The organism is Roseimaritima multifibrata (assembly GCF_007741495.1).
Taxonomy (GTDB): domain Bacteria; phylum Planctomycetota; class Planctomycetia; order Pirellulales; family Pirellulaceae; genus Roseimaritima; species Roseimaritima multifibrata.
In genome coordinates, this window is sequence record NZ_CP036262.1 from 71967 (window position 1) to 94491 (window position 22525).

The following is a 22525-nucleotide window of genomic DNA, read 5'->3' on the forward strand; positions in this document are numbered from 1 at the left end:
GCTTTTGTCACGCTTTGTTTTCTCACCTGCTGACGGGAATCGATGCAAGAGTCGATCAAACACGAAACGGTCCTCGACACGGGCGCTGAACAGCTAGGCGCTACGTACGCGACGGCTCTGTTGGCGGCTGCCAAATCAGAGGGTGCGGTAGATGAAGTGCTGTCCCAGTTGGGGCAATTGGTCACTGAAACGCTCCGTCAGCACCCTTCCTTGGCGTCGGTGCTTGAGTCTCCGCGGGTCAACGTCGAAGAGAAACAGCGGGTTCTCGATCGGCTGCTCGGAAGTCAAGTTCATCCGGTGTTGCTGCGGTTCCTGAAAGTGACTGCAGTACGCGGTCGGCTGGAATACCTGTCGGCCATGCTGCGATCGGCTGAGACTCAGCATAATGAAGCGGAAGGTCGCTTAGTGGCGGAAGTTCGTTCGGCGGTCCCTTTGACCGATACGCTGCGAAAACAAATCCGCGAACAGTTGTCAAGCAAGTTCTCCAAAGACGTTCGTTTGATCGAACAGGTCGACCCTGCGGTGATCGGAGGGGTTGTGATCCGCATTGGGGACACCGTCTTCGACGCGAGCGTTGCCCAACGGCTGGAAGCGATGTCGCAGAAGGCGAGTAGTGGTTTTGCAAAGCACCTGCTGGAACGTTTTGATCAGTTCGCAAGCGACGCTAGTTAGTTCGAAATTTACAGATAACCATCCTTATTTTTTACACTCCCGCCCCTCCCGGTAGGAAAACAGGCGAATGAAGTTTAACTCCGACGAAATCGCTTCGGTCCTGCAACAAGAGATCGAGCAGTTCGAAAATAAAATCGACGTCCGCGAAGTCGGTACCGTGCTGGAAGTAGGGGATGGTATCGCTCGCGTTTACGGTCTTTCTGGTGTCATGGCCGGGGAAATGGTTCAATTTCCTAACGAGGCAATCGGACTGGCTTTTAACCTGGAAGAGAATAGCGTTGGGGTCATCATTCTTGGTGACTACCTGACTATTAAAGAAGGGGATGAAGTCCGAGCCCTAGGGACATTGCTTAGCGTTCCCGCTGGCGATGCCGTTATCGGTCGAGTCCTCGACCCGCTGGGTAACCCGCTGGACGGCAAAGGCCCTGTTCAGACCGATATTCGCCGTCCTGTCGAAGTGATCGCGGCCGGCGTTGCTGAACGGCAACCTGTGACCCAACCGCTGCAGACCGGTGTCAAAGCGATTGACGCGATGACCCCGATCGGACGTGGCCAACGTGAATTGATCATTGGTGACCGCAAAACGGGTAAAACCGCGGTCGCTATCGATGCGATTCTGAATCAAAAAGATACCGGCGTAAAATGCTTCTACGTCGCGGTCGGTCAGAAAGACAGTTCGGTCGCCGGAATCATCGACGCTCTGAACAAATACGGCGCGATGGAGTACACGACGGTTATCGTCGCGGGTGCTAGTTCCCCTGCAACGATGCAGTACATGGCTCCCTATGCCGGTACCGCAATGGCCGAAGAATTCATGTTTAACGGTCAGCACGCTCTGATCGTTTATGATGACTTGTCGAAACAAGCGACCGCGTATCGTCAGATGAGTCTGCTGATGCGTCGTCCACCAGGTCGCGAAGCGTTCCCCGGGGACGTCTTCTACTGTCACAGTCGTTTGCTCGAACGTTCGGCTCGCTTGTCGGATGAACTGGGTGGCGGTTCGTTGACCAGCCTGCCGATTATCGAAACCTTGGAAGGTGAAGTTTCCGCTTACATTCCAACCAACGTGATTTCGATCACCGACGGGCAGATCTACCTGCAACCTGACCTCTTCTTCTCTGGGGTTCGTCCCGCCATGAATGCGGGGATTTCGGTCTCCCGCGTCGGTGGTGCTGCTCAGATTAAGGCGATGAAGAAGGTGGCCGGAGGTCTTCGATTGGACTTGGCAGCTTTCCGAGCTCTTGAAGCGTTTGCTCAGCTGGGTACTGACCTGGATCCGGACACACAGAAGCAACTGGATCGTGGTTACCGAATGGTTGAGCTGCTGAAACAGCCTCAATACAAACCACTTAATGTGACCGAGCAGGTTTTGGTGTTGTACGCCGGTACCAATGGTCACGTCGATGATGTTCCTGTCAAAGCAGTACAGCAATGGGAGACGGACTTCCTGCAGTTTGCTCATGACAAGCACCAGGCTTTGATCGATTCTTTGACCGAAAAGGGCGAATTGACCGACGAAATCGTCGATAAAATCAAAGCGATGATCGTCGAGTTCAAAGGAAGTTATAAGCCTGTTGCCGCAGAATAAGCATTGAATCAGCAACCCTATTTCACACCGCAGTCGCCAAAATCGTCGGTTCCCGGATACTCTGGGAACCCGACGAACAGCGAAAAGAATTTTGCCGTGTTGGCTCATCTAGGTGGCGTTTTAGGAGTGTTGGTCGGAGGGGTGCCAGGTTTCCTGGGGCCGTTCCTCGTATGGGTTTTGAAGAAAGATGAATCGGCTTATATCGAAGCCGAAGCTCGCGAGGCACTGAATTTTCAGCTGACGTTGCTGATTCTGTATCTCGTGATTTTGGTGATTGGGTTTCTCAGCTGTTTTGGGATGGTGTTTGTGTTGGTGCCGATGATCATGCAAGTGATCTTTGGTATTCTCGCCGCCGTGACCGCCAGCAAAGGGATCCCCTATCGCTACCCGTTTAATATTCGCTTGATTTCATAACGCTGGACCGCATCAACCACCATGGCCAACGCCCGCGCCCTCGATAAACGACGGAAGTCAATTCGTAACATCCGCAAAATTACGCGGACCATGGAATTGATTGCGACGGCCCGCTACAAAAAGGCCATGGACCGCGCTGCTGCGGCAACGGCGTATACACGGCAGATCACAAAGATCGTTGCCAGCCTGTCCCAGGCCGGATTGAGCGTCGAACACCCACTGTTGGAATCTCGCGAGAATCCGACCAGTGCCAAACTGTTGGTATTGTCCAGCAACCGCGGACTGTGCGGCGGTTACAACGGCAGCGTCCTACGAGCGGGTACCGAGCGTTTGGCGAAACTGGCAAGTGAACTGGAGACAGTTTCGTTAGAGGTGAGCGGGAAACGTGGTGTTTCCGGAATGAAATTCCGTGGAAAAACCGTGGATCAAGAATACCTGCAGTTCGACGATCAGCCAAAGTATGAAGAAGTCGCGGCGATCGCTGAACGCTACCTCGCGCTGTACACCGCCGGCGAAATCGATCGACTGGACGTTACCTACACAAAGTTCATCTCGACGAGCAAGCAGGTTACGGTTGTCGAGACCTTGTTGCCGCTGGGTTCACTGGCGGATGAAGACGAAGCAGCTGAAGAAGGCGGAAGTGCTGGCGACTATGAGTTCCTGCCATCGGCGGAAAGCATTCTGGAAGAAGTGGTTCCGACCAGTTTTAAAGTCCGCTTGTTTAAGTGCTTCCTCGATGCGGCGGTCAGCGAACAGATCGCTCGAATGGTCGCGATGAAGAGTGCGACCGAGAGTGCGGGAGACATGATCAAAGAACTGTCCCGAACCTACAACCGGGCTCGGCAGTCTCAGATCACCGGCGAAATTATGGAAATCATCGGCGGCGTCGAAGCGATGGCAAACTAGAAGCCAATAGATCCTAATAACATGTAACCATGCCCTCGCGGATGTGGTTTAGAAAAAGACAACTCCAACCAACCCAAGCAACGATGTCTACCGATACTGCACAGACCGTCGGCCGTGTCACCCAGGTGATTGGTTCTACGTTTGACGCTGAATTCCCCGAAGGCAAACTGCCTGCGATTTACAACGCTGTCACCGTACAATCGGAGCACAAAGGTGTTTCGCTAAGCATGACTGGCGAAGTTCAACAGCACCTTGGTGGGAACCGCGTTCGCTGCATCGCCCTTGGTAGTACCGACGGAATGATGCGTGGAATGGACGTCAACGATACCGGCAAACCGCTGACGGTTCCTGTCGGAAAAGCGACCCTGGGACGTGTTTTCAACGTTCTTGGCGATCCGATCGATAAACGTGGCGATGTCAAAGCGGACGATTACTGGCCGATTCACCGCCAGGCTCCTCCTGTTTCCGAACTGTCGACCAACACCGAAGTCTTCGAAACCGGGATCAAGGTTGTCGACCTGCTAACCCCGTTTGTGCGTGGTGGTAAAGCCGGTCTGTTCGGTGGAGCCGGACTGGGCAAAACGGTTATCCTGACCGAATTGATCGCTCGTATCGCCAGCAGCCACGGCGGTTACAGTGTGTTCGCCGGAGTCGGTGAACGAACTCGCGAAGGGACCGACCTCTGGTTGGAAATGCAAGACACCGCGATCGGCGATACCGGTCGTAAGGTTATCGAACAAACCTGTATGGTCTTCGGTCAGATGAACGAGCCACCAGGTTCGCGTCTTCGTGTTGCCCTTTCGGCACTGACGATGGCGGAATACTTCCGTGATACCACGGGTGCTGACACGCTGTTGTTCGTCGACAACATCTTCCGTTTCTCGCAAGCGGGTTCGGAAGTTTCCGCGTTGCTTGGGCGTATGCCATCGGCCGTGGGTTACCAGCCAACCCTGGCGACCGAAATGGGTGCTTTGCAAGAGCGGATCACGTCGACCAACAAGGGAGCTATTACATCGGTGCAAGCCGTTTATGTGCCTGCTGACGATCCGACGGACCCTGCTCCAGCGACGGCCTTTAGCCAGTTGGATGCGTTTATCTATCTGGAACGTTCGATTTCGGAAAAAGGTATTTACCCTGCTATCGACCCGTTGGCGTCGAACAGTCGTATCCTGGATCCGCAGTACGTCGGCGACCATCACTACAACGTCGCTCGTAGCGTGCAAACGATCTTGCAACGTTACCGCGAATTGCAAGACATCATCGCGATTCTTGGTGTTGATGAATTGTCCGAAGAAGACAAGATGATCGTTCATCGTGCTCGCCGACTGGAACGCTTCATGTCGCAGCCGTTTTTGGTTGCGGAAGTCTTCACCGGTAAGAAGGGCGAAATCACCCCGCTGGCGGACACCATTCGAAGTTTCGAAGGGATCTGCAACGGGACCTACGATCACTTGCCAGAACGAGCCTTCATGTACGTCGGTGCAATCGAGCAAGTTGAAGAGCAAGCTAAGAAGATGGCCGAGGAGGGCAAATAACCGATGTCAATCCGCTGCTTAGTCGTAACCCCTGAACGAACCGAAGTCGACCGTGAAGTCGATTTTTTGACGCTCCCTATGTTCGATGGAGAACTGGGGATCGGAAAAGATCGTGCTGCCATGATTGGTCGCTTGGGCTATGGGCGTCTGAAATTGAAGAGTGGCGGAGAGGTAACGGAATACTTCATCGATGGTGGCTTCGCCCAAGTCGAAGAGAACGTTGTTTCGGTGCTAACCGGACGGGCGATCCCCATCAGCGAACTGCAATCCGATGACGCGAAAGCGGCATTGGAAGAAGCGCTCGCATTACCCGCGGGTAATGCCGACATGCAGGCGTTGAAAGAGACCGCCGTCATGCGAGCTCGTGGGATGACCCGCACCGTCGCTGGGCACTAGTGCCTGGTGCCAAAGTACTAAAACGCCATGTTTACCGGTCTGGTCGAAACGCTTGGTCAAATTGTGGACGTTATTCAGGATCCGCCTGGACGACGCCTGCGGGTTGAGTGTGGGCTTGTTGCCGATGGGATGGCGGTCGGCGACAGTATCGCCATCAATGGATGCTGTCTGACAGTTGTCTCTTTTCAAGGCTCTCAAGCCGATTTTGAAGCGGGCGAAGAGACTCTCTCGCGGACCAATCTTGGCAACTTGCAAGTGGGCTCTGCAGTCAACCTTGAGCGTGCGCTTGCCGTTGGCGACCGGATGGGCGGGCACTATGTCAGCGGCCATGTCGATACGTTGGCAACGTTGAATCGCCGTGAAGAGGATCCGCCTTGGGCAAAGCTTTGGTTTGACGTTCCCCAACAGTGGACACGGCAAATGGCCCCCAAAGGGAGCGTGACGATCGACGGCGTCAGTTTGACTCTCGTGGACGTTTTGTCCACTCAATTCAGCGTCGCCCTGATTCCCCATACCCTAACGGTCACGACTCTGGGACAATTACAGACGAAGTCCCCAGTTAATATCGAAACCGACGTGCTCGCTAAATATGTCGGGCGCTTTTTGGAAACCCAAGAACGATGGCCGAACGCCAAACAGCCACCTACCTGAACGAACGTTTCGCTGCTGCGGGTTTACGCCCGCTGACACGTTTCGGTCAGAATTTTCTTATCGATCTAAATTTGCTGGAATTGATTGCACGCTCCGCGGAAATGCGGAAGACGGATGTGATTCTTGAGGTCGGGACCGGGATGGGGTCGCTGACGACCTTTCTTGCCAAAGCTGCCGGAGCGATTGTCACGGTCGAAATCGATGACAATTTGGCTCAGCTTTCCCAAGCTGAACTGGAACAGTTCCCGCACGTCAAACAGCTGCACGTCGATGCGCTGAAGAACAAGCACACGCTCGCGCCGGAATTGATGGACAGCGTCCGGTTCGCGATGGAAAAATTGGGCGAAGAGTCGCGATTCATGTTGGTTGCCAACCTACCCTACAACATCGCAACCCCATTGATCAGCAACCTGCTGGTCTGTGATACGCCTCCGGATCGGATGGTTGTCACGATTCAGAAAGAGCTGGCAGATCGAATCACCGCGGCACCCGGTTCCAAAGATTATGGTGCACTGACCGTCTGGGTTCAGGCTCAGTGCCGTCCGGAAATCGTGCGAATCATGTCCCCTCAGGTCTTCTGGCCTCGTCCGAAGGTCGATTCAGCTATCCTGCGAATCGATTTGCAGCCCGAGCGTCGAGCCGCCCTGCCCGATTTGAAATTCTTCCACGAAACCGTGCGAGCCCTCTTTTTCCATCGACGCAAATATTTGCGAAGTGTGGTCTGCAGCGGCTTTAAGGGGCGGCTGGATAAAGCGCAAGTCGATGCGGCTTTGGCGGCAGCCGGGTACACCGGCGGCGAGCGAGCTGAGCAGTTGCACGTCGAACAGATTATCGGTCTGACCGAACACCTGCGACAAGCGGTGATTTCAGCTTCCGAGTCTTGAGGTACCGGAGCGAGTTTTGAGATATCGGAGCGGTGCAAACCGCCCGGTCGTGCTGCCGGAGATCTCCCGTTTTGCCGGCAGCTTTCGCTGTTCTGCGGCGAATTAGGTCGATCTATCGGCTGGCCGCGGCAAAAGGGTGCTGGGATTACATACACCCGGGAGTGATAAATGTTGGTTTTTACGAGCATTTATCGCTGAAATGGTGACAGGCGTGAATTATTCTGAAATGAGGCTTGTCTGTTAGATGAGCCAATTTTGGATGTTCCTCAATGTCACTTGGAGTTTCTCACGCCATGAAACGTCTGTTTTCAACTTTGTCTCTCGCGCTAGCCCTTGGGTTTGTCCTGAACGCCGCAGTTTCGGCTCAAGATGCTGCGGCTCCTGCGCCGCCAGCGGCAGAAGCGGCTCCTTCGCCATCCGATGTGGCTCCTCCAGAACCACCAGCAGTGGAAGCCCCCGCCCCTGCTGCAGAGGCTCCAGCTCCCGCTCCTGCAGCCGAAGCTCCGCCAAAGCCAGTTGCTGAAGCGGCTCCAGAGCCGAAGCCAGCCGAAGAAGTTGTCGAGCCTGCACCGGTTGCTCACGAAGAAGTCATCGTCGAAACGAGTGGTTGCTGTCAGCCAGTTGTTTCCTGTTGCCAGCCAGTTCCGGTTTGCTGCGAACCCGCACCCGTTTGCTGCGAGCCAGCACCAGTCTGCTGCGAACCAGCACCGGTATGCTGCCAGCCACGTCATCGTCACGGTTTCTTCAAGCGTCGTTGCCGCTAAGTGCCGTTTAGGAAATGACGCTCCTTGACGGGAGAGTGTTTCTCAGAATTCGGGCGGTTTCTGAATCGATTATCGATTCGGATGCCGCCCTTTTTTTGTGGTTTCTTGGAATCAATTTTGTCGGTTGGTTCATGCATGGCGTTCACGTGACTGCCTGCAATGGCCTATCGGACGACCGCCAGGATGCGTCTTGATCGGTTGCCTAATAGAAAAAGAGGATGCCCTTTACGGACATCCTCTTTTGGGAAATCGAGAGTCGCTAGGATTTGGGGACCAATTCGAAATTGATCTCGTTGCTACCCGACTCGACGGTGATTTGGCGCGGTTCCAATTTGACATTCTTGGGACCGTTAGCCTTTGGCGGTGGAGGCATCGTTTCGTCGACTTCACCGTCGCTGGGAGGACTGCTCATCTGATAACTGATCTCGTGCTCTCCCAGCAATGCTCCGGGACGGTTGTGCAAGTAATACGCTTCGTACTTGCCTTCCTCATCCGTGACCGCCAGAGAAGGTCTTCCTCCGGCGGTGGGAGTGATTTCAAGGGCTACATTGGCGAGCCCTTTTCCGTCATGCATTACGACGCCGTGAACCGACCCGAGGGGCGGACCATCCTTTCCGCAGCCTGCCAGAAAACTAAAAGCCAAGCAAGGAAAAAGGATGCAACGGTTTAGTACGCTCATCGTCAAAACACCTTTACTACCAAAGGAAAATGCAAATTAAGCCGTAAGCCAGTGACCTGGCGATCTTGCGAACGCGTCGCATTACTGCGTGATGACGTAGCCATCGTCTCGCCCGCAGAGGGCTTGGAAGACATTGCGGAAGTCGGTTGAATCCGAGACAAACCGAATGGATCCGTCTCCCATCACAAACTGCACTCCCGAGGGATGGGCCGAGCGGTAGCCGTTGTGCAACGCCGTTGACCACTCCATCGTGTAGTTGCCGACGTTCAGGCTGTTGATCGGATAACGCGGGACGGTGACGTTTCGCGTCCATCCAAGCCAAGCGTGGAAACCGCGACCCGCTGACCACGCGCCCCCTTCACCGCGACCTGGACGAGTGTCCGTTTTGCCGCCATCGGTTCGATACATGTAATTCGAATGCTCGCCGACCATCAGCGTATTGCTGGTTCCGTCGATCACATTTGCGAAACGAGTCCCGCGATATTTGCTGTTCCATAGCGAGATCACACCGGAATCCTGCATCCAGCCATATCCGGTCCAGACGTTGTTGCTGCCGTCGCTGCGGGCCCCTGGGGTGAGTCCCGTTCCAGGTTCATAGTAGTACCCGATATTGGCGACATATTCGGGGATCTGGATATCGTAGTTTGATGGTGCTCCCAGTCCGGTCGTTCCCGCGGTGGCGGTATGAGAGCGGAAGCGTTCCAGCGGACTGGACGGACACCAGAAAGCGTCGACGCGTAGCTGAGACATCACTTCCCAGTTGCGGTTGGGGCCTTGGCGATCGCTGAAGTCCGAGTCGATAAACACCATCTGGTCGTAGGCCGCGTTCTGCTCGAGGAATGGCAGGATCATCACCATCCATGATGCGCCCATATTGGTCGTTCCCTCAGGCGAGCAAACGTTCCCAGGGAATTTTTGGAATGTGTCGTGGTAGTTGTGAACGGCCAAGCCAATCTGTTTCAGATTGTTGCTGCACTGCATTCGACGGGCCGCTTCGCGTGCTGCTTGCACTGCCGGCAGCAAGAGACCGACCAGTACTCCGATGATCGCAATCACGACCAGCAGCTCGACCAGGGTAAAACCACGCTGCGTAGATCGCCGTTCGCTGCTCTGAATAGAACCAAACATAGTGAACCTCATCGCGTATAAAGAAAAGAATCGATGTGGAGACCAATGAAGCAAGGGACTGGTATCTTTCCTCCTAAACAGACGCCTCGGAAAGGCTTTCAGGGGAGCCTAGGTTTCCCTAGCATTCGTTAGAATGCCTGTTTAGGTTGCTTCAAGTCACTTAGGTTCCAGAAAAGCACAGGTCGGATTTCTGTGCAATCCCTCTTTTGGTTGGATTGGTTTTTCCGGTGCAATGGTTCGGTGGCAATTTTTCGCTGTCTGGGTGGCCGTTGTTCCGGAGCGATACGATGCCGGCCGAGCTACCCGATTCGCTTATCCGCGGCCTCCTGGAACCGCAGGCAGAACCGTTGTCGATCACACAAATGGCCGGTTTTCCAATGTTTTGCAAGGCGACTAGCGGAACCTCAGCCCGGTTGTCGAGGTACATCCATGCGAACGAGCCCGGTGGATTATTGGAGTGAGCTTGCAGCTATTTGTCCGCCGATTCGGCGTGGGCTGGGAGCGTTTATTTGCCCTCCGGACGCTGGTCCGCGGTTTCCCGTAAACGCATAAAAGATCGCGGGCTATCGCCAAACGACTGGCTCTCAAGCTGTTTTCAGCACGGTTCACGGAACCTCAGCCTGGATGTCGGGGCGCAGCCAAGCCCACGGAGCAATTTGGGCTATGGGACTATCTGAGCTGTCCGCCCTAGAAGTCAGAATGGCTGATGAGGCATCCAAGCCATTCGTTTTAGAGACGACCGCATCAACAGTTCGTGATATGCACGCACTGTCCGGGTCGTTCCCGGCGGCATCGTTAGACGAGGCCTGACCCGGAAATCAAAAAAAGCGAGGGGGGATTGTTAATCAAAGGCCATCCTGCCAATCCAGGCTGAGGCCCAAAGCGACAGCCTACGGCAAGCGAAGAGTCTCCTTCACTCCCACCTCCTTCACTCCCACCTCCTTCACTCCCACCTCCTTCACTCCCACCTCCTTCACTCCCGCTTCCACTGCCCACCTCCAATCAACCCTTCACTGCACCGGCGAGCATTGCTTGGAATTTTTCAAACAAGTAATGGCTATCGTGAGGTCCCGAGGCGGCTTCCGGGTGGTACTGGACGCTGAACGCTCCCGATTCCTTGTGACGCAAACCTGCGATGGTGTTGTCGTTTAGGTTTCGGTGAGTGATTTCGAGGCAGCTGGGAAGGGAGTCTTCGTCGACGGCAAAACCATGGTTTTGAGTCGTGATTTCGACTTTGCTGGTCTCCAGGTCTTGAACCGGCTGGTTGACTCCACGGTGTCCGAACTTCAATTTGAAAGTTTTGGCACCACAGGCCAGGGCCAGCAATTGGTGTCCCAGGCAAATTCCGAATACGGGAACTTGCGGAAGCAGTTCGCTGATCGTTTTGTGTGCGTATTCAAGCGGTTCGGGGTCACCCGGTCCATTGGAAAGGAAGACGCCATCCGGTTGAGTTGCGAGAATTTCCTCGGTGCTGGTTGTGCCGGGGAGGATTGTGACGCGGTTGCCGCGAGCGTGGAAATGTCGTGGAATATTCCACTTCATGCCAAAATCGAGGCAGACGACGTGAGGTTGATTGCCCGCGGCTGCGGAGGCTCCAACCTGAGTCCATTCATCCAGGCCGTGTTCCCATTTCGATTGCTGAGCCGGCATGACTTCGCGGACCAGGTCTCGTCCGACCAACCCTAGGCTGGCCTTTGCCTTGGCGACCAAGCTGGCATCGTCCAGATCGGTTGTGGAGAGGACGCCTCGCATCGCTCCGGTTTCTCGGATGCGACGGACCAAGGCTCGGGTGTCGACACCGGCGATCGCGACGACGTTGTGTTTTCGCAGGTAGTCCGACAGCCCGCCCTCGCTGCGGAAGTTACTGTCGATGCGGCTGCTTTCGCGCACAACAAAACCGGAAAGGGCGGGTTTCCGATGTTCAACATCGGCTTCGTTGACCCCGTAATTTCCAATTTCAGGGTAGGTCATCGTGACAATTTGCCCACAGTAACTGGGGTCTGTCAGGATTTCCTGGTAACCGGTCATGGCGGTGTTGAACACAACCTCGCCAGTGACTTCACCTAATGCTCCAGTTGCTTTGCCGGAGTAAATGGATCCGTCTTCAAGGGCCAGTTTGGCGAGAGGAGCTCCGTTGAGATCGTTTTGAGCGTGCACGGTTCAGTCGGCCTGTTAAATGTCGCGGTGAAAGGATGGTTCCGGCTGTGCGGAAACGCTTTGCCACATGTAAAAATAGGCTAGACCGAAAGTGATGTTTCGACAAGGACCGCAGGTATCTCAAACACGCCATCGGTCGACAAAAACGAGGCATTCCCGGTACCTGTGCAGGTATTTGCACGGTTTTTCATCCGTTTGCCTGACTCTAGAGGCAATCAAGCATTCCCCTGCCCTTCGTCGTTGACCGATCGAGAGCAAACCGGAGTGCGGCCGCTTGTCGATTTAGCCCGGTTTAGACGGGGCTATTGGTTTAGGCGGGGTTATTGGTCTTTGGGAAAGGCGTCGTCAAACGCATCGGCATCGCCAAAGGGCTCGCCGTCGCCGAACGCATCATCGGCGAATGCCTCGCCATCGCCAAAGGAATCGGCTTCTTCTACTTCTTCCAGCGAAGCATCCATCTCTTCTGCGATTTCGACCTCGCCCTCTTCAACTTCGCCTTCTTCGAGCACGGCTTCGTCGTCAGAGAGGGGGTCTTCGCCGGCTGCCATGGCAGCATCGCGCTGGGCTTTTTTAGCTCGTTGCTTGTCGACAACCAAGGCAATCGGTACGGCGAGGATGGTCGTAAGAATAAAGACCAGCCAGAGAATGGTGTACAGCACGGCTAGTGAGGCTCCAGGCAGTGAGAAGCGGGCAACTCTTCGACTCTAATTACTCGACGAAGGGCTGGCAATGAAATTTTCGCTAGATGATCGCGGGTTCACCGCTGTACAGTTCCAGCATCTGCCCGTGAACTTTCGCGGCTCGTAGAAGCGTCCAGATCTGTTCGGGGTCGAAACGGACCGAACCTTCTCCACACAGCGTATCGAGTTCGTTTGCCATCGCGGTCATTTGGTCGGTCGCGGCGTCCAATTTAAAGGATGCCCTCTGCCAGTACCGTTTTAGCGCGTCATCATCGCTCAATTCCAACGGGCTGGAGGCCTGGTTGAGAATCAAGAGGCACAGTCGAGCCACGTCTGTGGCCGAGAGTCCCGGCTGAAGACGGTCGATTCGCTCGGCAAGTTCCGCACACGTCATGGAATATCGGTGGGATAGAAGGAGAATTGCTATTAACGGCCGTTCCTCAACGGTAGCTTACGGTTAACGGTACCTCTGTGAGAAAATGGCCCCCCTTTTGTCAAAAAGCGAACTCCGCTTAAAGGGCTCCGGTGTGGCGTCGACGAGATGCTGTCTAAGTGATTGTGATTTATGAACTTAGGGGGATTTCGTCTGTGATGGATAGGCATCGCATGAAAGGCCCGGAAATGGTATCATAGGGGTCGAAATTGATACCCCAATTATGCCGCCTTTTCAGGTCATCATAAACAGTATGAGCGACGTCCCTTCGAGCGATTCCACGACTCCTGATTCCGACCCCATTGGTAGTGACGAAACTCAATTGGAGGAGGCGGGTGCCAATCCTCATTCCAACAGAATTGCTGCAAATTCAGAATACACGTCAAAGGATTTACAGCATCTGTCGGACTTGGAGCACGTTCGTGAACGCCCCGGAATGTACATCGGCGATACGACGGGCCGCGGTCTGCATCACCTGGTATACGAGGTGGTCGACAATTCAATCGATGAGGCGATGGCCGAATTCGCCTCCGCCGTCACGGTGACGGTCCATACCGATGGCTCGGTCACCGTCGAAGACGACGGTCGAGGCATCCCGGTCACAAGGCATGATCAGCTGTCCGAAGAAATGGACCGGGAAGTGACGACCCTAGAGGGTGTCATGACCGTCCTGAAGTTTGGCGGCAAGTTCCAAAAAGGGGCCTATCAGACCTCCGGCGGACTGCACGGGGTCGGGGTGACCGTGGTCAATTTTCTGTCGCAGTGGTGTGAAGTCGAAGTGAGTCGCGATGGTTGGACATGGACGCAACAGTATGAACGTGGGATCCCTCAGGGGGCCGTCACCAAAGGACGCGCAACCAAAAAGAAAGGGACCAAAACCACTTTCAAAGCCGATAGCGAGATCTTCAGTACGACCAAGTACTCCTACGACGTCCTTTACAAGCGTTTGCAAGAATTGGCCTTCTTGAATTCGGGCGTCCGAATCCGCTTTTTGGATGAACGAAACGGTGAATCGGGTGATTTTAAGTACGAACGCGGGATCATCGAATTCGTTGAACATCTGAACCGAGCCAGCGACGTATTGCACTCCGATGTGATCCACATCGAAGGCGAACGCGACGGCGTCGAGTTCGAAATCGCCCTGCAGTACAACACCGATTACACCGAAACGGTTCAGTCGTACGTTAACAACATTCACACGATCGAAGGCGGGACCCACGTTTCGGGTTTCCGTTCAGCGCTGACGCGAACGCTGAATAACTATGGTCGCAAAGAAGGCTTGTTTAAGGCGACCACGCCGTCCGGGGATGACTTTCGCGAAGGTTTGACCGCGGTCATCAGTACTCGAGTCCCCCATCCACAGTTTGAAGGCCAGACGAAAACCAAGTTAGGCAATAACGATGTGGAAGGGATCGTGAATGGTGGGGTCGGTGAACAGTTAACCAAGTTCATGGAAGAGAACCCCAAGGCCGCCAAAGCGATCGTCCGCAAAGGGTTGCTGGCCGCGGAAGCACGTGAAGCGGCTCGTAAAGCCAAAGACATGCTTCGCAAGCGTAAGGATGTTCTCGGCGGCGGCGGCTTGCCAGGGAAACTTCGCGATTGCATTAGTAAGAAAATGGAAGAGTGCGAAATCTACCTGGTCGAAGGTGATTCGGCCGGTGGGTCGGCCGAGGGAGGACGGATGCGTAACTATCAAGCGATCCTTCCGCTTCGCGGTAAGATCATCAACGCTTACAAAAGCCGCGAAGATAAGGTCTTGGCCAACGAGGAAGTCAAATCGATGATCCAGGCCTTTGGCACGGGCATCGGAGCCGATCAGGATCTGTCCAAACGACGTTACAACAAAATCATTGTGATGACGGACGCGGACGTGGATGGTAGCCACATCCGCACCTTGCTGCTTTGTTTCTTCTATCGACAGATGTTTCAGCTGGTCGCCGGTGGACACGTCTACGTCGCCAAGCCACCGTTGTTCCGCGTCTCTAAGGGTAAGGAACGGTATTACGTTCAAACCGAAGAGGAAATGAAGTCTCAATTGCTGGAACGTGGTTTGGCCGATAGTACCTTCGAAGCCGAAGATGGACGGCGTATCGAAGGCGAAGAAATGCGGAAAATGTGTCATACCCTGGCCGGCATCGAAGATGCCATCATCGCCATGGAACGCCGCGGTATCAGCCTGAAGGCTCACGCCTTACGGTTGGACCCGCAAACGAATCGTTTGCCTCCGCTGCACCTGTTTGTCGGAGTGGATGACCATTGGTTCCACGGGGTCGAACAGGTTGACGAATATTTGAATGCAAACAACCTCGTTCTGGATAGCGAAAAAGAAAAACCGGAACCGGGGGAGGAACCCGAAGCGATCGATTTGACCGCCGAACAAGAAGCTACGGGGCCTTCGGTCAATTTGATCGAATTGCACGAAGTCCGGACCATCAACACCGCCCTGAAGGATCTCCAGCAGCTGGGCATCAGCATCGACGATTTGATCCCGCAGGAACGGACTGGTAGTACCGCTCCGCGATTTGAATTATTGCGAGGGGAAGATACCCGTCGGCCGCTGCAAGATCTGCGTGAATTGCTTCCGCAGGTTCGGGCAGCAGGTGAAAAAGGGCTGGCTGTGACCCGCTTTAAAGGGCTGGGTGAAATGAATGCCGAAGAGCTTCGCGAAACGACTCTGGATCCGGCCAATCGCACTTTGGTACAAGTCAATCTGTCCGATGCCGGAGCGGCGGACGAAATGTTCCGCCTGCTGATGGGGGACAAAGTCGAACCAAGACGCGAATTCATCGAACGGCATGCACTGGATGTGAAGAATCTGGACGTTTAGTCGATAAGGAGGCTTCTGCAGATTATTAATTGCACGTCCTGAATCCTTCCGGTTGCTCGACGCGGGGCGTTTTGTGTCGCCCCGCGACATCGGTTGTTCATTTCTAGATGGTCACTGAACTGTTTTGCAGGTGACCCTTCCCCAATCCCAACGCGTCTTATGCTCCGGACCCTCTTTTTTATTCCCCATGAAGTGGGTGGGATTCCCGTTTTCGGAGTCGGTTGGGCGTTATTGCTGCTGCTGATCGTTGCTGGCATCTATTTGTTGGTCGTGCAACGAAGTGGTGGCTCGATTGCGGATGAGCTAAAGCAAAGTGGATGGTTTTGGGGCATGGTCGCTGTAGCGATCGTCTTTGTATTGCCCAGTATCGAAATTCGTGGGCATTCACTTGTCGCCGGTCAGCCGGGGCCTCCGATCGGAATCGCCATCCGTGGGTATGGCGCCATGATGTTATTGGGGGTCGCGTCGGCGATCGCTTTGGCGGTTTACCGGGCGCCCCGCCGCGGATTGACCTCGGAGGCCATTTTCGGATTGGCGCCATGGGTGCTGGTTCTGGGGATTGCCGGAGCGCGGTTGTTTTATGTCGTTGAGTATTACGATCAGTTCGAAGCTCCGACGTGGGGCGAAACCTTCCGCAACCTGCTTGATTTTACTGGGGGTGGTCTGGTCGTTTACGGTTCGATCATGGGCGGTTTTCTGGGAGCCGCGATCTACTGTTATCGAAACAAGATCCCTCTGCTTCGACTTGGCGACGTCGTAATCCCTTGCCTCTTTCTGGGGATCTTTTTCGGCCGGATTGGCTGCCTGCTGAACGGTTGTTGCTACGGCGGACGTTGCCCTGATAACGGCTGGGCGTTGCGTTTTCCTGCCGGCAGTCCGATCTATTCGGAACAGCTGGTGACGGCTGAATTGGCGGGGTTAAGTTTTGATATCAGCCAGGCCGATGAACTGACCTTGCCGGCTAAGGTGTCCGCAGTTCTGCCAGGAAGTCTTGCTGCAGAGGAAGGCATTCAAGTCGGCCAAACCGTTACCCGTATCGCTCCTATCTATCCGTCCTTGGAGGATCTCGATCCGATGCAACCGGAAGAAGAGATCGCCTGGCAGGGATTGAGAGTCGACGTGGATGGTAAAACGTATCGATGGACCAACGATCAGCTTCCCGATCGCGCATTGCCGGTGGTCCCGTCGCAGGTAATCAGTAGCCTCGCCGCACTGGGGCTTTGTTTATTGCTGCTGGTTCTTTCGCCTTGGGCACGGCGATATGAAGGGTCTTTGGTTGTGGTCGGTTTCGCGGGGTATGCCATCATTCGGTTTGGTTTGGAAATGATTCGCAGTGACGAACCGGGCCAGTTTGGTACTTCATTGACCATTTCGCAGTGGGTTAGTTTGGCGACATTGCTGGCCGCTTCGGGGTTAGCTGTCTACGTCTGGAAAACCAGTCGTCCGCCCGCTCCAAGTACTGATACTTAGTTCATCAGGAACAGGTCAGCCTGCAAAATTCTTTCTGCGCGGCCGTGCGGAAGCGATCCGTTCAATGCGTGGCGCGGGCGACCGTGCCGATGCGGTACGGTGAATCCTTCCCGTCGTTAGGATCGAATTTCCTTGGGAGTAAGCAGTGAGGTATTGCACCGCTATATCTGGGAAACTTGCGGTTGCTGGTGAATCCCACGCCCTGAAAAGCGAGTGGAGCGGTTGCTTCGCGTTTTGGGCAAGATCTATTTGTGTCTTAACGATCGCACCGTCGATGCCTGCAGAGCGTTCTGCGATTCGGTAGACTGCCCCTCTTCGTTGTGTTGCACTTGGTGGGAAATCTTATGAAAACGATTTTGGCTTTGGATCAGGGGACAACCAGTTCGCGTGCAATTTTGTTTGCACATGATGGTTCGATTGTGGGAGTTTCGCAGCGTGAATTTGAACAGTATTATCCGCAGCCCGGTTGGGTCGAACACGATGCAAATGAAATCTGGCAGTCGCAACTAGAAGTCAGCCGGGAAGTTCTGCAGCAGAACAATCTTTCGGCCGCCGACGTTCATGCGATCGGGATTACAAACCAGCGTGAAACCACGCTGGTTTGGGACCGGAAAACGGGCGAGCCAATTCATCATGCGATCGTTTGGCAAGATCGTCGGACGGCAGGTGAATGCGACAAAATTCGCGAAGCGGGACACGCGGATTTGGTGCAGCGTAAAACCGGCCTAGTGATTGATGCTTACTTTTGTGCAACCAAGATTCGCTGGCTGTTAGATAATGTCCCCGGCGCCAGGGAACGTGCCGAAGCCGGCGAGTTGGCATTTGGGACGATTGATAGTTGGCTGTTTTGGAAATTGACGAACGGCCGGGTCCATGCGACCGATGTCACCAATGCGTCGCGAACGATGCTGTTGGATATCGCCAGTTGTCAGTGGGATGATGAACTGCTTGAGCTGTTTGGGATTCCCAAATCGCTCCTTCCAGAAGTCTGCCCCTCCAGCCACTTGTACGGGGAAACCGATCCCTCCTTGTTTGGCACCCCGATTGCCTTGGGAGGAGCCGCTGGGGATCAGCAGTCAGCGTTGTTCGGCCAGAATTGCACTCAGCCGGGGATGGCTAAGAACACTTATGGAACCGGCTGTTTCATGCTGATGAATATCGGCGACGAACCGGCGCCTTCCAAGTCGCGGTTGTTGACGACCGTCGCCTGTAGTTCCGGCGATAAACGGGAGTATGCCTACGAGGGTAGTATTTTCATCGCTGGCGCCATCGTGCAGTGGTTGCGAGATGGTTTGGGGATTATCAATAGCTCGGAGGAGGTCGAGGCACTCGCTGCGAGTGTTCCCGATTCGGAAGGCGTCTATCTGGTTCCAGCATTTGCCGGGTTGGGGGCTCCGCACTGGGATTCCTATGCGCGTGGGACTCTGATCGGGATGACTCGCGGAACCACCAAAGCCCACATCGCTCGCGCGGCCTTGGAGGGAATTGCTTTCCAAGTTGCTGATGTCTTGGATGCGATGAAAAAGGATTCAGGCGTTTGCATCGAAGAGTTGCGGGTCGATGGGGGCGCGGCGGCCAATGATCTGTTGATGCAGTTTCAGGCGGATATCATTGGGGTTAAAGTCGTTCGGCCTAAGATCATTGAAACCACAGCCGCCGGTGCCGCGTATGTGGCGGGACTGTCCAGTGGGTTCTGGAAAGGGAATGAAGAAATTGCCAAGATTTGGCAGACCGATCGAGTCTTCATGCCTCAGATGCCAAAAGCGGAAGCCAAGCGACGTCGAGCCCGTTGGGCTGAAGCCTTAGAACGTTCTAAAAACTGGGTCTCCGAGTAACATGCAACGCAATACTTCGATTGAACGACTGCAGCAGCGAGAAAAACCTTGGGACATGGTCATCATCGGCGGCGGTGCGACCGGTGTCGGGGTTGCCATGGATGCCGCCAGCCGAGGGTTGGATTGTCTGCTGCTTGAGCAGGCCGATTTCGGTAAAGGGACATCCAGTCGGAGTACGAAGTTAGTGCACGGTGGCGTCCGCTACCTGCAACAAGGGAATATTACGTTGGTGCGTGATGCCCTGCGTGAACGAACCCTGTTGCGGAACAATGCGCCGCACTTGGTCCATGACATGCCTTTTCTTATTCCCTGTCGCAACCTTTGGCAAAGGTTCTTCTTTGGAGTCGGATTAAAGGTTTATGACTGGTTGGCGACCGGGAATCGGTTTGGACGCTCCCACGGCGTTTCCGCGAAGAAGGCTTTGGAATTGGTGGAAACGATCCGCCCTGAAACGGCTCGAGGCGGAGTGGTGTATCACGACGGACAGTTTGATGACACAAGGCTGTTGATCAGTATGGCTCGCACCGCCACGGAGCAAGGAGCCTGTTTGCTGAACTATGTAGCCGTGACCGGTTTGCAAAAAGATTCCTCTGGGAAAATCGAGGGCGTGATTGCTCAAGATCGTGAGACCGGGGCGGAGCTAACCATTGCGACGCGGGCGGTTGTCAATGCCGCGGGTCCCTTCTGCGATGCCGTACGTGAGATGGATGACCCTGCCCTTCCCAAGATGTTGGCGGCAAGTCAGGGCGTCCATATCGTATTGCCTCGCCGTTTCTTTCCGGGCGATATCTCAATGATCGTGCCGAAGACTTCGGATGGGCGTGTCCTGTTTATTATCCCGTGGCATGATCATGCCGTCGTCGGGACCACCGATACACCGATCAGCGAAGTTTCCTTAGAACCTTCTCCGCAGCCGGCAGAGATCGATTTTTTGTTGAAAACGGTCGCAGACTATTTGACGGTCGTGCCAACACGAGCCGACGTGTTAAGCGTTTTCACGGGAATTCGCCCCTTGGTCAAAGGGGACAAATCCTCGCGCACCGCTTCGCTCTCTCGTGACCATACGATCCGAATTTCGGATGCCGGATTGATTACGATCACCGGCGGAAAATGGACGACGGTCCGCAAGATGGCCGAGGATTGTGTGAATCGGTTGTTAGCTCACACAGGTATTCAGGCGAAACCTTGTCAAACCAAGACGCTGCAGCTGCATGGCTATGTCGATGACGTGAAAGGAAACCAAGTCGCCAGCGCAGGCCGCGGTTACTATGGTGCAGATCTGCCGTTGATTGAACAGCTTGAAGCAGAGCATCCCGAATGGGCCACTCCGATGCACCCTCAATTGTCTATTAATGCTTCGGAAGTTGTCTGGGCCGTCCGCAATGAGATGGCTCGGACGTTGGACGACGTGCTGGCCCGGCGGACACGATGCTTGTTTTTGAATTCAGCGGCCAGCCTTGAAATCGCACCCGAAGTAGCTCGTCTGATGGCTGACGAATTAGGGCGAGATTCCGAGTGGGTTGCTGAACAGATTTCCCAATTCCAAGATCTTGCTAAGCACTATCAGATTTAAGAGAGGCTGTTTCATGCACCCGTATGTTGCTGAGTTTGTCGGGACAACGTTCCTGATTCTGTTTGGTAATGGCGTCGTCGCCAATGTTGTTCTGCCAAAGACCAAAGGGAATAGCGGGGGCTGGATTGTGATCGCTGCTGGGTGGGGGCTGGCGGTTTTTATCGGAGCATTCTGTGCGAATGAATTCAGTGGAGCTCATCTGAATCCGGCGGTAACGTTGGCGATGTACTTGGCGGGAGGTCTGTCGCTGCCCGACAGTTTCGGGTACGTCGGAGCCCAGATGTTGGGAGCAATGACCGGAGCCCTCTTGGTTTATGTCTTCTACCGTGAACATTTTCGCCAAGCGTCCGACGACCCCAATGCGATGTTGGCCTGTTTTAGCACGTCTCCCAATATTCGTAATCTTCCTCAGGCGTTTGTTTGCGAGGTGATTGGCACCTTCGCGCTGATCCTGCCGATTTTCTTGCTGGTGGCCCCGGGTTTCAGTTCGGGTGTTGAACCGAGTGATGGCGACCCCGTGCTAGGGTTGGGGTCGATTGGATTGTTACCGGTCGGTTTGTTGGTGCTGGGGATTGGATTGTCGCTAGGAGGGACCACCGGTTACGCGATTAATCCAGCACGCGACCTTGGGCCGCGACTGATCCATGCTTTGCTGCCGATCAAAGGGAAGCAAGGGAGCGATTGGCAGTACGCGTGGGTTCCTGTGCTGGGACCATTAACCGGTGCCGCCTTGGCTGTCTTGGTTAACGCGTTTCTGTAAGCCGACAAGTAGGACAGAGCTGCAATCCCAGTCCCTTCAAATGGAGGTCTGGAAGAGCCCTTAAAAGAATGGAACCGTCCTGGCGGGATGGTTCAGCCAGCAAATTGGCCAGCTTCTTCAACCGCACACCATGGGGTGTGCGGTTAACTTTGCAGCGTCGGTTTTATTCTTCGCTGATGGTGATCTTGTTGATTTTGTCACCCTGTTCGATGCTGTCAACGACATCTTGTCCTTCCAGGACTTTGCCGAAGATGCTGTGTTTGTTGTCCAACCATGGAGTTGCGACATGGGTGATGAAAAATTGTGAACCGTTGGTGTTCGGTCCGGCGTTGGCCATCGAGAGGACGCCTGGTCCATCGTGAGTCAGTTCGGCGTGAAATTCGTCTTCGAATTTGTAGCCAGGTCCACCGGTTCCGGTCCCTTGGGGGCAACCGCCTTGGACCATGAAATCAGGGATCACACGATGGAATACCAAGCCATCGTAAAAACCATCGGCGACCAATTTTTCAAAGTTGGCGACGGTTTTCGGAGTTTTGTCATCGTGCAGTTGAATGCGGATTTCGCCACGTGCGGTGTCGAAGGTTGCGACTTTCATGTTGAAACTTAGATAGGTGGAAATCGAATAGTGTGTATTTAGCAGCCAGTTGAGTTGGCCATGCTATTTGCCTAGCGGGTAACTTTGCCCGTCTTTTATAAGCACAAAATTACCAAACTGGTTGGGGCCAACTTGGGTTCCTGTTAACTGGCCGGATCCTTTGTCGCCTGAAATGGCGAACGACATCGCGTCGCTGTCTCCGGTCGCCTGTTGCAGTTCACCGGTCGCCATGATCTCCATGCTGGCGGTGAGGTTCTGGCCGAGATGTTCGACGATGACCGGGTCGTTTTCAACCTGTGCGACGATTTGTTTGCCAACTTGGTCAAAGCCCATTTTTGCCATCAAAAGGCAGCCGCCGCAGCATAATAGACCGGTCACGCCTAGCACTGCCAAAATTCCCAGCACCCACTTAAGGGCATTGGATTTTTTCGGAGCTTGCTGCGGAAGGTTCGGATTTGGCCCAAAACCGTCATTGACCATGGACATTGGGGATACCTTGAGGAAGTGTAGCAAGAGATTGGCATGCCGAACGGCGAATGTGCCCCCCAATGTACCAATGTGAGTCCCTGCTGGGAATC

21 protein-coding genes are annotated in these 22525 nt (G+C 54.5%); 14 read left to right on the plus strand and 7 right to left on the minus strand.

Annotated elements, in window-relative coordinates:
- The first annotated feature begins 42 nt into the window (after positions 1-42).
- The 9 genes from atpH to FF011L_RS26055 all read left to right on the plus strand — a co-directional run bounded on the left by atpH (position 43) and on the right by FF011L_RS26055 (position 7810).
- Complete coding sequence (gene atpH, locus FF011L_RS00335; RefSeq protein WP_145349423.1) at positions 43-672, plus strand: ATP synthase F1 subunit delta; 630 nt, start codon at positions 43-45, stop codon at positions 670-672.
- A 67-nt stretch (positions 673-739) separates the two neighbouring features.
- Positions 740-2260 (plus strand): F0F1 ATP synthase subunit alpha, encoded by a 1521-nt coding sequence (atpA, locus tag FF011L_RS00340; protein ID WP_145349424.1) that lies wholly within the window; start codon positions 740-742, stop codon positions 2258-2260.
- 3 nt (positions 2261-2263) lie between these two features.
- Positions 2264-2674 carry a DUF4870 domain-containing protein gene (locus tag FF011L_RS00345; RefSeq protein ID WP_145349425.1) on the plus strand — a complete coding sequence of 137 codons (411 nt, stop codon included), beginning with the start codon at positions 2264-2266 and terminating at the stop codon, positions 2672-2674.
- Between the two features lie 21 nt (positions 2675-2695).
- Complete coding sequence (atpG, locus tag FF011L_RS00350) at positions 2696-3580, plus strand: ATP synthase F1 subunit gamma (protein WP_145349426.1); 885 nt, start codon at positions 2696-2698, stop codon at positions 3578-3580.
- A gap of 83 nt (positions 3581-3663) precedes the next feature.
- A complete protein-coding gene (atpD, locus tag FF011L_RS00355; protein ID WP_145349427.1) occupies positions 3664-5115 on the plus strand; it encodes a F0F1 ATP synthase subunit beta in 1452 nt (483 codons plus the stop codon).
- A 3-nt stretch (positions 5116-5118) separates the two neighbouring features.
- Complete coding sequence (locus tag FF011L_RS00360; RefSeq protein WP_145349428.1) at positions 5119-5511, plus strand: FoF1 ATP synthase subunit delta/epsilon; 393 nt, start codon at positions 5119-5121, stop codon at positions 5509-5511.
- A 27-nt stretch (positions 5512-5538) separates the two neighbouring features.
- On the plus strand, positions 5539-6162 hold the full coding sequence (locus FF011L_RS00365; protein ID WP_145349429.1) for a riboflavin synthase: 624 nt from the start codon (positions 5539-5541) through the stop codon (positions 6160-6162).
- Positions 6132-7046: a 16S rRNA (adenine(1518)-N(6)/adenine(1519)-N(6))-dimethyltransferase RsmA gene (rsmA, locus tag FF011L_RS00370; RefSeq protein ID WP_145349430.1), complete on the plus strand. Its 915-nt coding sequence runs from the start codon at positions 6132-6134 to the stop codon at positions 7044-7046. The genes FF011L_RS00365 and rsmA overlap by 31 nt, the downstream gene beginning before the upstream one ends.
- A gap of 293 nt (positions 7047-7339) precedes the next feature.
- Entirely contained in the window at positions 7340-7810 is a 471-nt protein-coding gene (locus FF011L_RS26055) for a hypothetical protein (protein ID WP_218933252.1), read from the plus strand.
- Positions 7811-8069: 259 nt separating this feature from the next.
- Here the strand turns inward: FF011L_RS26055 and FF011L_RS00380 are convergent, their stop codons facing one another.
- The 5 genes from FF011L_RS00380 to FF011L_RS00405 form a co-directional block, all read right to left on the minus strand.
- Positions 8070-8489, minus strand: a complete 420-nt coding sequence (locus tag FF011L_RS00380; protein WP_145349431.1) for a carboxypeptidase regulatory-like domain-containing protein — start codon at positions 8487-8489, stop codon at positions 8070-8072.
- Positions 8490-8570: 81 nt separating this feature from the next.
- A complete protein-coding gene (locus FF011L_RS00385; protein WP_145349432.1) occupies positions 8571-9617 on the minus strand; it encodes a DUF1559 domain-containing protein in 1047 nt (348 codons plus the stop codon).
- A 1002-nt stretch (positions 9618-10619) separates the two neighbouring features.
- Positions 10620-11774 (minus strand): glutamine-hydrolyzing carbamoyl-phosphate synthase small subunit, encoded by a 1155-nt coding sequence (gene carA, locus FF011L_RS00395; RefSeq protein ID WP_145349433.1) that lies wholly within the window; start codon positions 11772-11774, stop codon positions 10620-10622.
- A gap of 320 nt (positions 11775-12094) precedes the next feature.
- A complete protein-coding gene (locus tag FF011L_RS00400; RefSeq protein WP_145349434.1) occupies positions 12095-12433 on the minus strand; it encodes a hypothetical protein in 339 nt (112 codons plus the stop codon).
- 82 nt (positions 12434-12515) lie between these two features.
- Positions 12516-12848, minus strand: a complete 333-nt coding sequence (locus tag FF011L_RS00405) for a hypothetical protein (protein ID WP_145349435.1) — start codon at positions 12846-12848, stop codon at positions 12516-12518.
- Between the two features lie 292 nt (positions 12849-13140).
- Between FF011L_RS00405 and FF011L_RS00410 the strand changes: the two genes are divergently transcribed.
- The 5 genes from FF011L_RS00410 to FF011L_RS00430 all read left to right on the plus strand — a co-directional run bounded on the left by FF011L_RS00410 (position 13141) and on the right by FF011L_RS00430 (position 21352).
- Positions 13141-15714 (plus strand): DNA gyrase subunit B, encoded by a 2574-nt coding sequence (locus tag FF011L_RS00410; RefSeq protein ID WP_145349436.1) that lies wholly within the window; start codon positions 13141-13143, stop codon positions 15712-15714.
- 159 nt (positions 15715-15873) lie between these two features.
- Complete coding sequence (locus tag FF011L_RS00415; RefSeq protein WP_145349437.1) at positions 15874-17184, plus strand: prolipoprotein diacylglyceryl transferase; 1311 nt, start codon at positions 15874-15876, stop codon at positions 17182-17184.
- 344 nt (positions 17185-17528) lie between these two features.
- On the plus strand, positions 17529-19019 hold the full coding sequence (gene glpK, locus FF011L_RS00420) for a glycerol kinase GlpK (RefSeq protein ID WP_145349438.1): 1491 nt from the start codon (positions 17529-17531) through the stop codon (positions 19017-19019).
- Position 19020: 1 nt separating this feature from the next.
- Positions 19021-20592, plus strand: a complete 1572-nt coding sequence (locus FF011L_RS00425) for a glycerol-3-phosphate dehydrogenase/oxidase (protein ID WP_145349439.1) — start codon at positions 19021-19023, stop codon at positions 20590-20592.
- 13 nt (positions 20593-20605) lie between these two features.
- Complete coding sequence (locus tag FF011L_RS00430; protein WP_145349440.1) at positions 20606-21352, plus strand: MIP/aquaporin family protein; 747 nt, start codon at positions 20606-20608, stop codon at positions 21350-21352.
- 163 nt (positions 21353-21515) lie between these two features.
- Here FF011L_RS00430 and FF011L_RS00435 read toward each other — a convergent pair whose 3' ends face one another.
- Both FF011L_RS00435 and FF011L_RS00440 read right to left on the minus strand, forming a co-directional pair.
- Positions 21516-21947, minus strand: coding sequence for a peptidylprolyl isomerase (locus FF011L_RS00435; protein WP_145349441.1), 432 nt, complete (start codon positions 21945-21947; stop codon positions 21516-21518).
- 63 nt (positions 21948-22010) lie between these two features.
- The gene (locus tag FF011L_RS00440; RefSeq protein ID WP_145349442.1) at positions 22011-22433 is read right to left on the minus strand and encodes a cytochrome c oxidase assembly factor Coa1 family protein; all 423 of its coding nucleotides are present in this window, start codon (positions 22431-22433) and stop codon (positions 22011-22013) included.
- Positions 22434-22525: the final 92 nt, after the last annotated feature.

Excerpts from the sequence above, each read along its gene's own strand:
- atpA (WP_145349424.1), top strand. The coding sequence starts at position 740 with ATGAAGTTTAACTCCGACGAAATCGCTTCGGTCCTGCAACAAGAGATC.
- FF011L_RS00385 (WP_145349432.1), bottom strand. The coding sequence starts at position 9,617 with ATGTTTGGTTCTATTCAGAGCAGCGAACGGCGATCTACGCAGCGTGGT.
- FF011L_RS00415 (WP_145349437.1), top strand. The coding sequence starts at position 15,874 with ATGCTCCGGACCCTCTTTTTTATTCCCCATGAAGTGGGTGGGATTCCC.
- FF011L_RS00425 (WP_145349439.1), top strand. The coding sequence starts at position 19,021 with ATGCAACGCAATACTTCGATTGAACGACTGCAGCAGCGAGAAAAACCT.
- FF011L_RS00410 (WP_145349436.1), top strand. The coding sequence starts at position 13,141 with ATGAGCGACGTCCCTTCGAGCGATTCCACGACTCCTGATTCCGACCCC.
- FF011L_RS00360 (WP_145349428.1), top strand. The coding sequence starts at position 5,119 with ATGTCAATCCGCTGCTTAGTCGTAACCCCTGAACGAACCGAAGTCGAC.
- glpK (WP_145349438.1), top strand. The coding sequence starts at position 17,529 with ATGAAAACGATTTTGGCTTTGGATCAGGGGACAACCAGTTCGCGTGCA.
- FF011L_RS00405 (WP_145349435.1), bottom strand. The coding sequence starts at position 12,848 with ATGACGTGTGCGGAACTTGCCGAGCGAATCGACCGTCTTCAGCCGGGA.
- FF011L_RS00435 (WP_145349441.1), bottom strand. The coding sequence starts at position 21,947 with ATGAAAGTCGCAACCTTCGACACCGCACGTGGCGAAATCCGCATTCAA.
- FF011L_RS00440 (WP_145349442.1), bottom strand. The coding sequence starts at position 22,433 with ATGTCCATGGTCAATGACGGTTTTGGGCCAAATCCGAACCTTCCGCAG.
- rsmA (WP_145349430.1), top strand. The coding sequence starts at position 6,132 with ATGGCCGAACGCCAAACAGCCACCTACCTGAACGAACGTTTCGCTGCT.
- atpG (WP_145349426.1), top strand. The coding sequence starts at position 2,696 with ATGGCCAACGCCCGCGCCCTCGATAAACGACGGAAGTCAATTCGTAAC.
- FF011L_RS00430 (WP_145349440.1), top strand. The coding sequence starts at position 20,606 with ATGCACCCGTATGTTGCTGAGTTTGTCGGGACAACGTTCCTGATTCTG.
- atpH (WP_145349423.1), top strand. The coding sequence starts at position 43 with ATGCAAGAGTCGATCAAACACGAAACGGTCCTCGACACGGGCGCTGAA.
- FF011L_RS26055 (WP_218933252.1), top strand. The coding sequence starts at position 7,340 with ATGAAACGTCTGTTTTCAACTTTGTCTCTCGCGCTAGCCCTTGGGTTT.
- atpD (WP_145349427.1), top strand. The coding sequence starts at position 3,664 with ATGTCTACCGATACTGCACAGACCGTCGGCCGTGTCACCCAGGTGATT.
- FF011L_RS00365 (WP_145349429.1), top strand. The coding sequence starts at position 5,539 with ATGTTTACCGGTCTGGTCGAAACGCTTGGTCAAATTGTGGACGTTATT.
- FF011L_RS00380 (WP_145349431.1), bottom strand. The coding sequence starts at position 8,489 with ATGAGCGTACTAAACCGTTGCATCCTTTTTCCTTGCTTGGCTTTTAGT.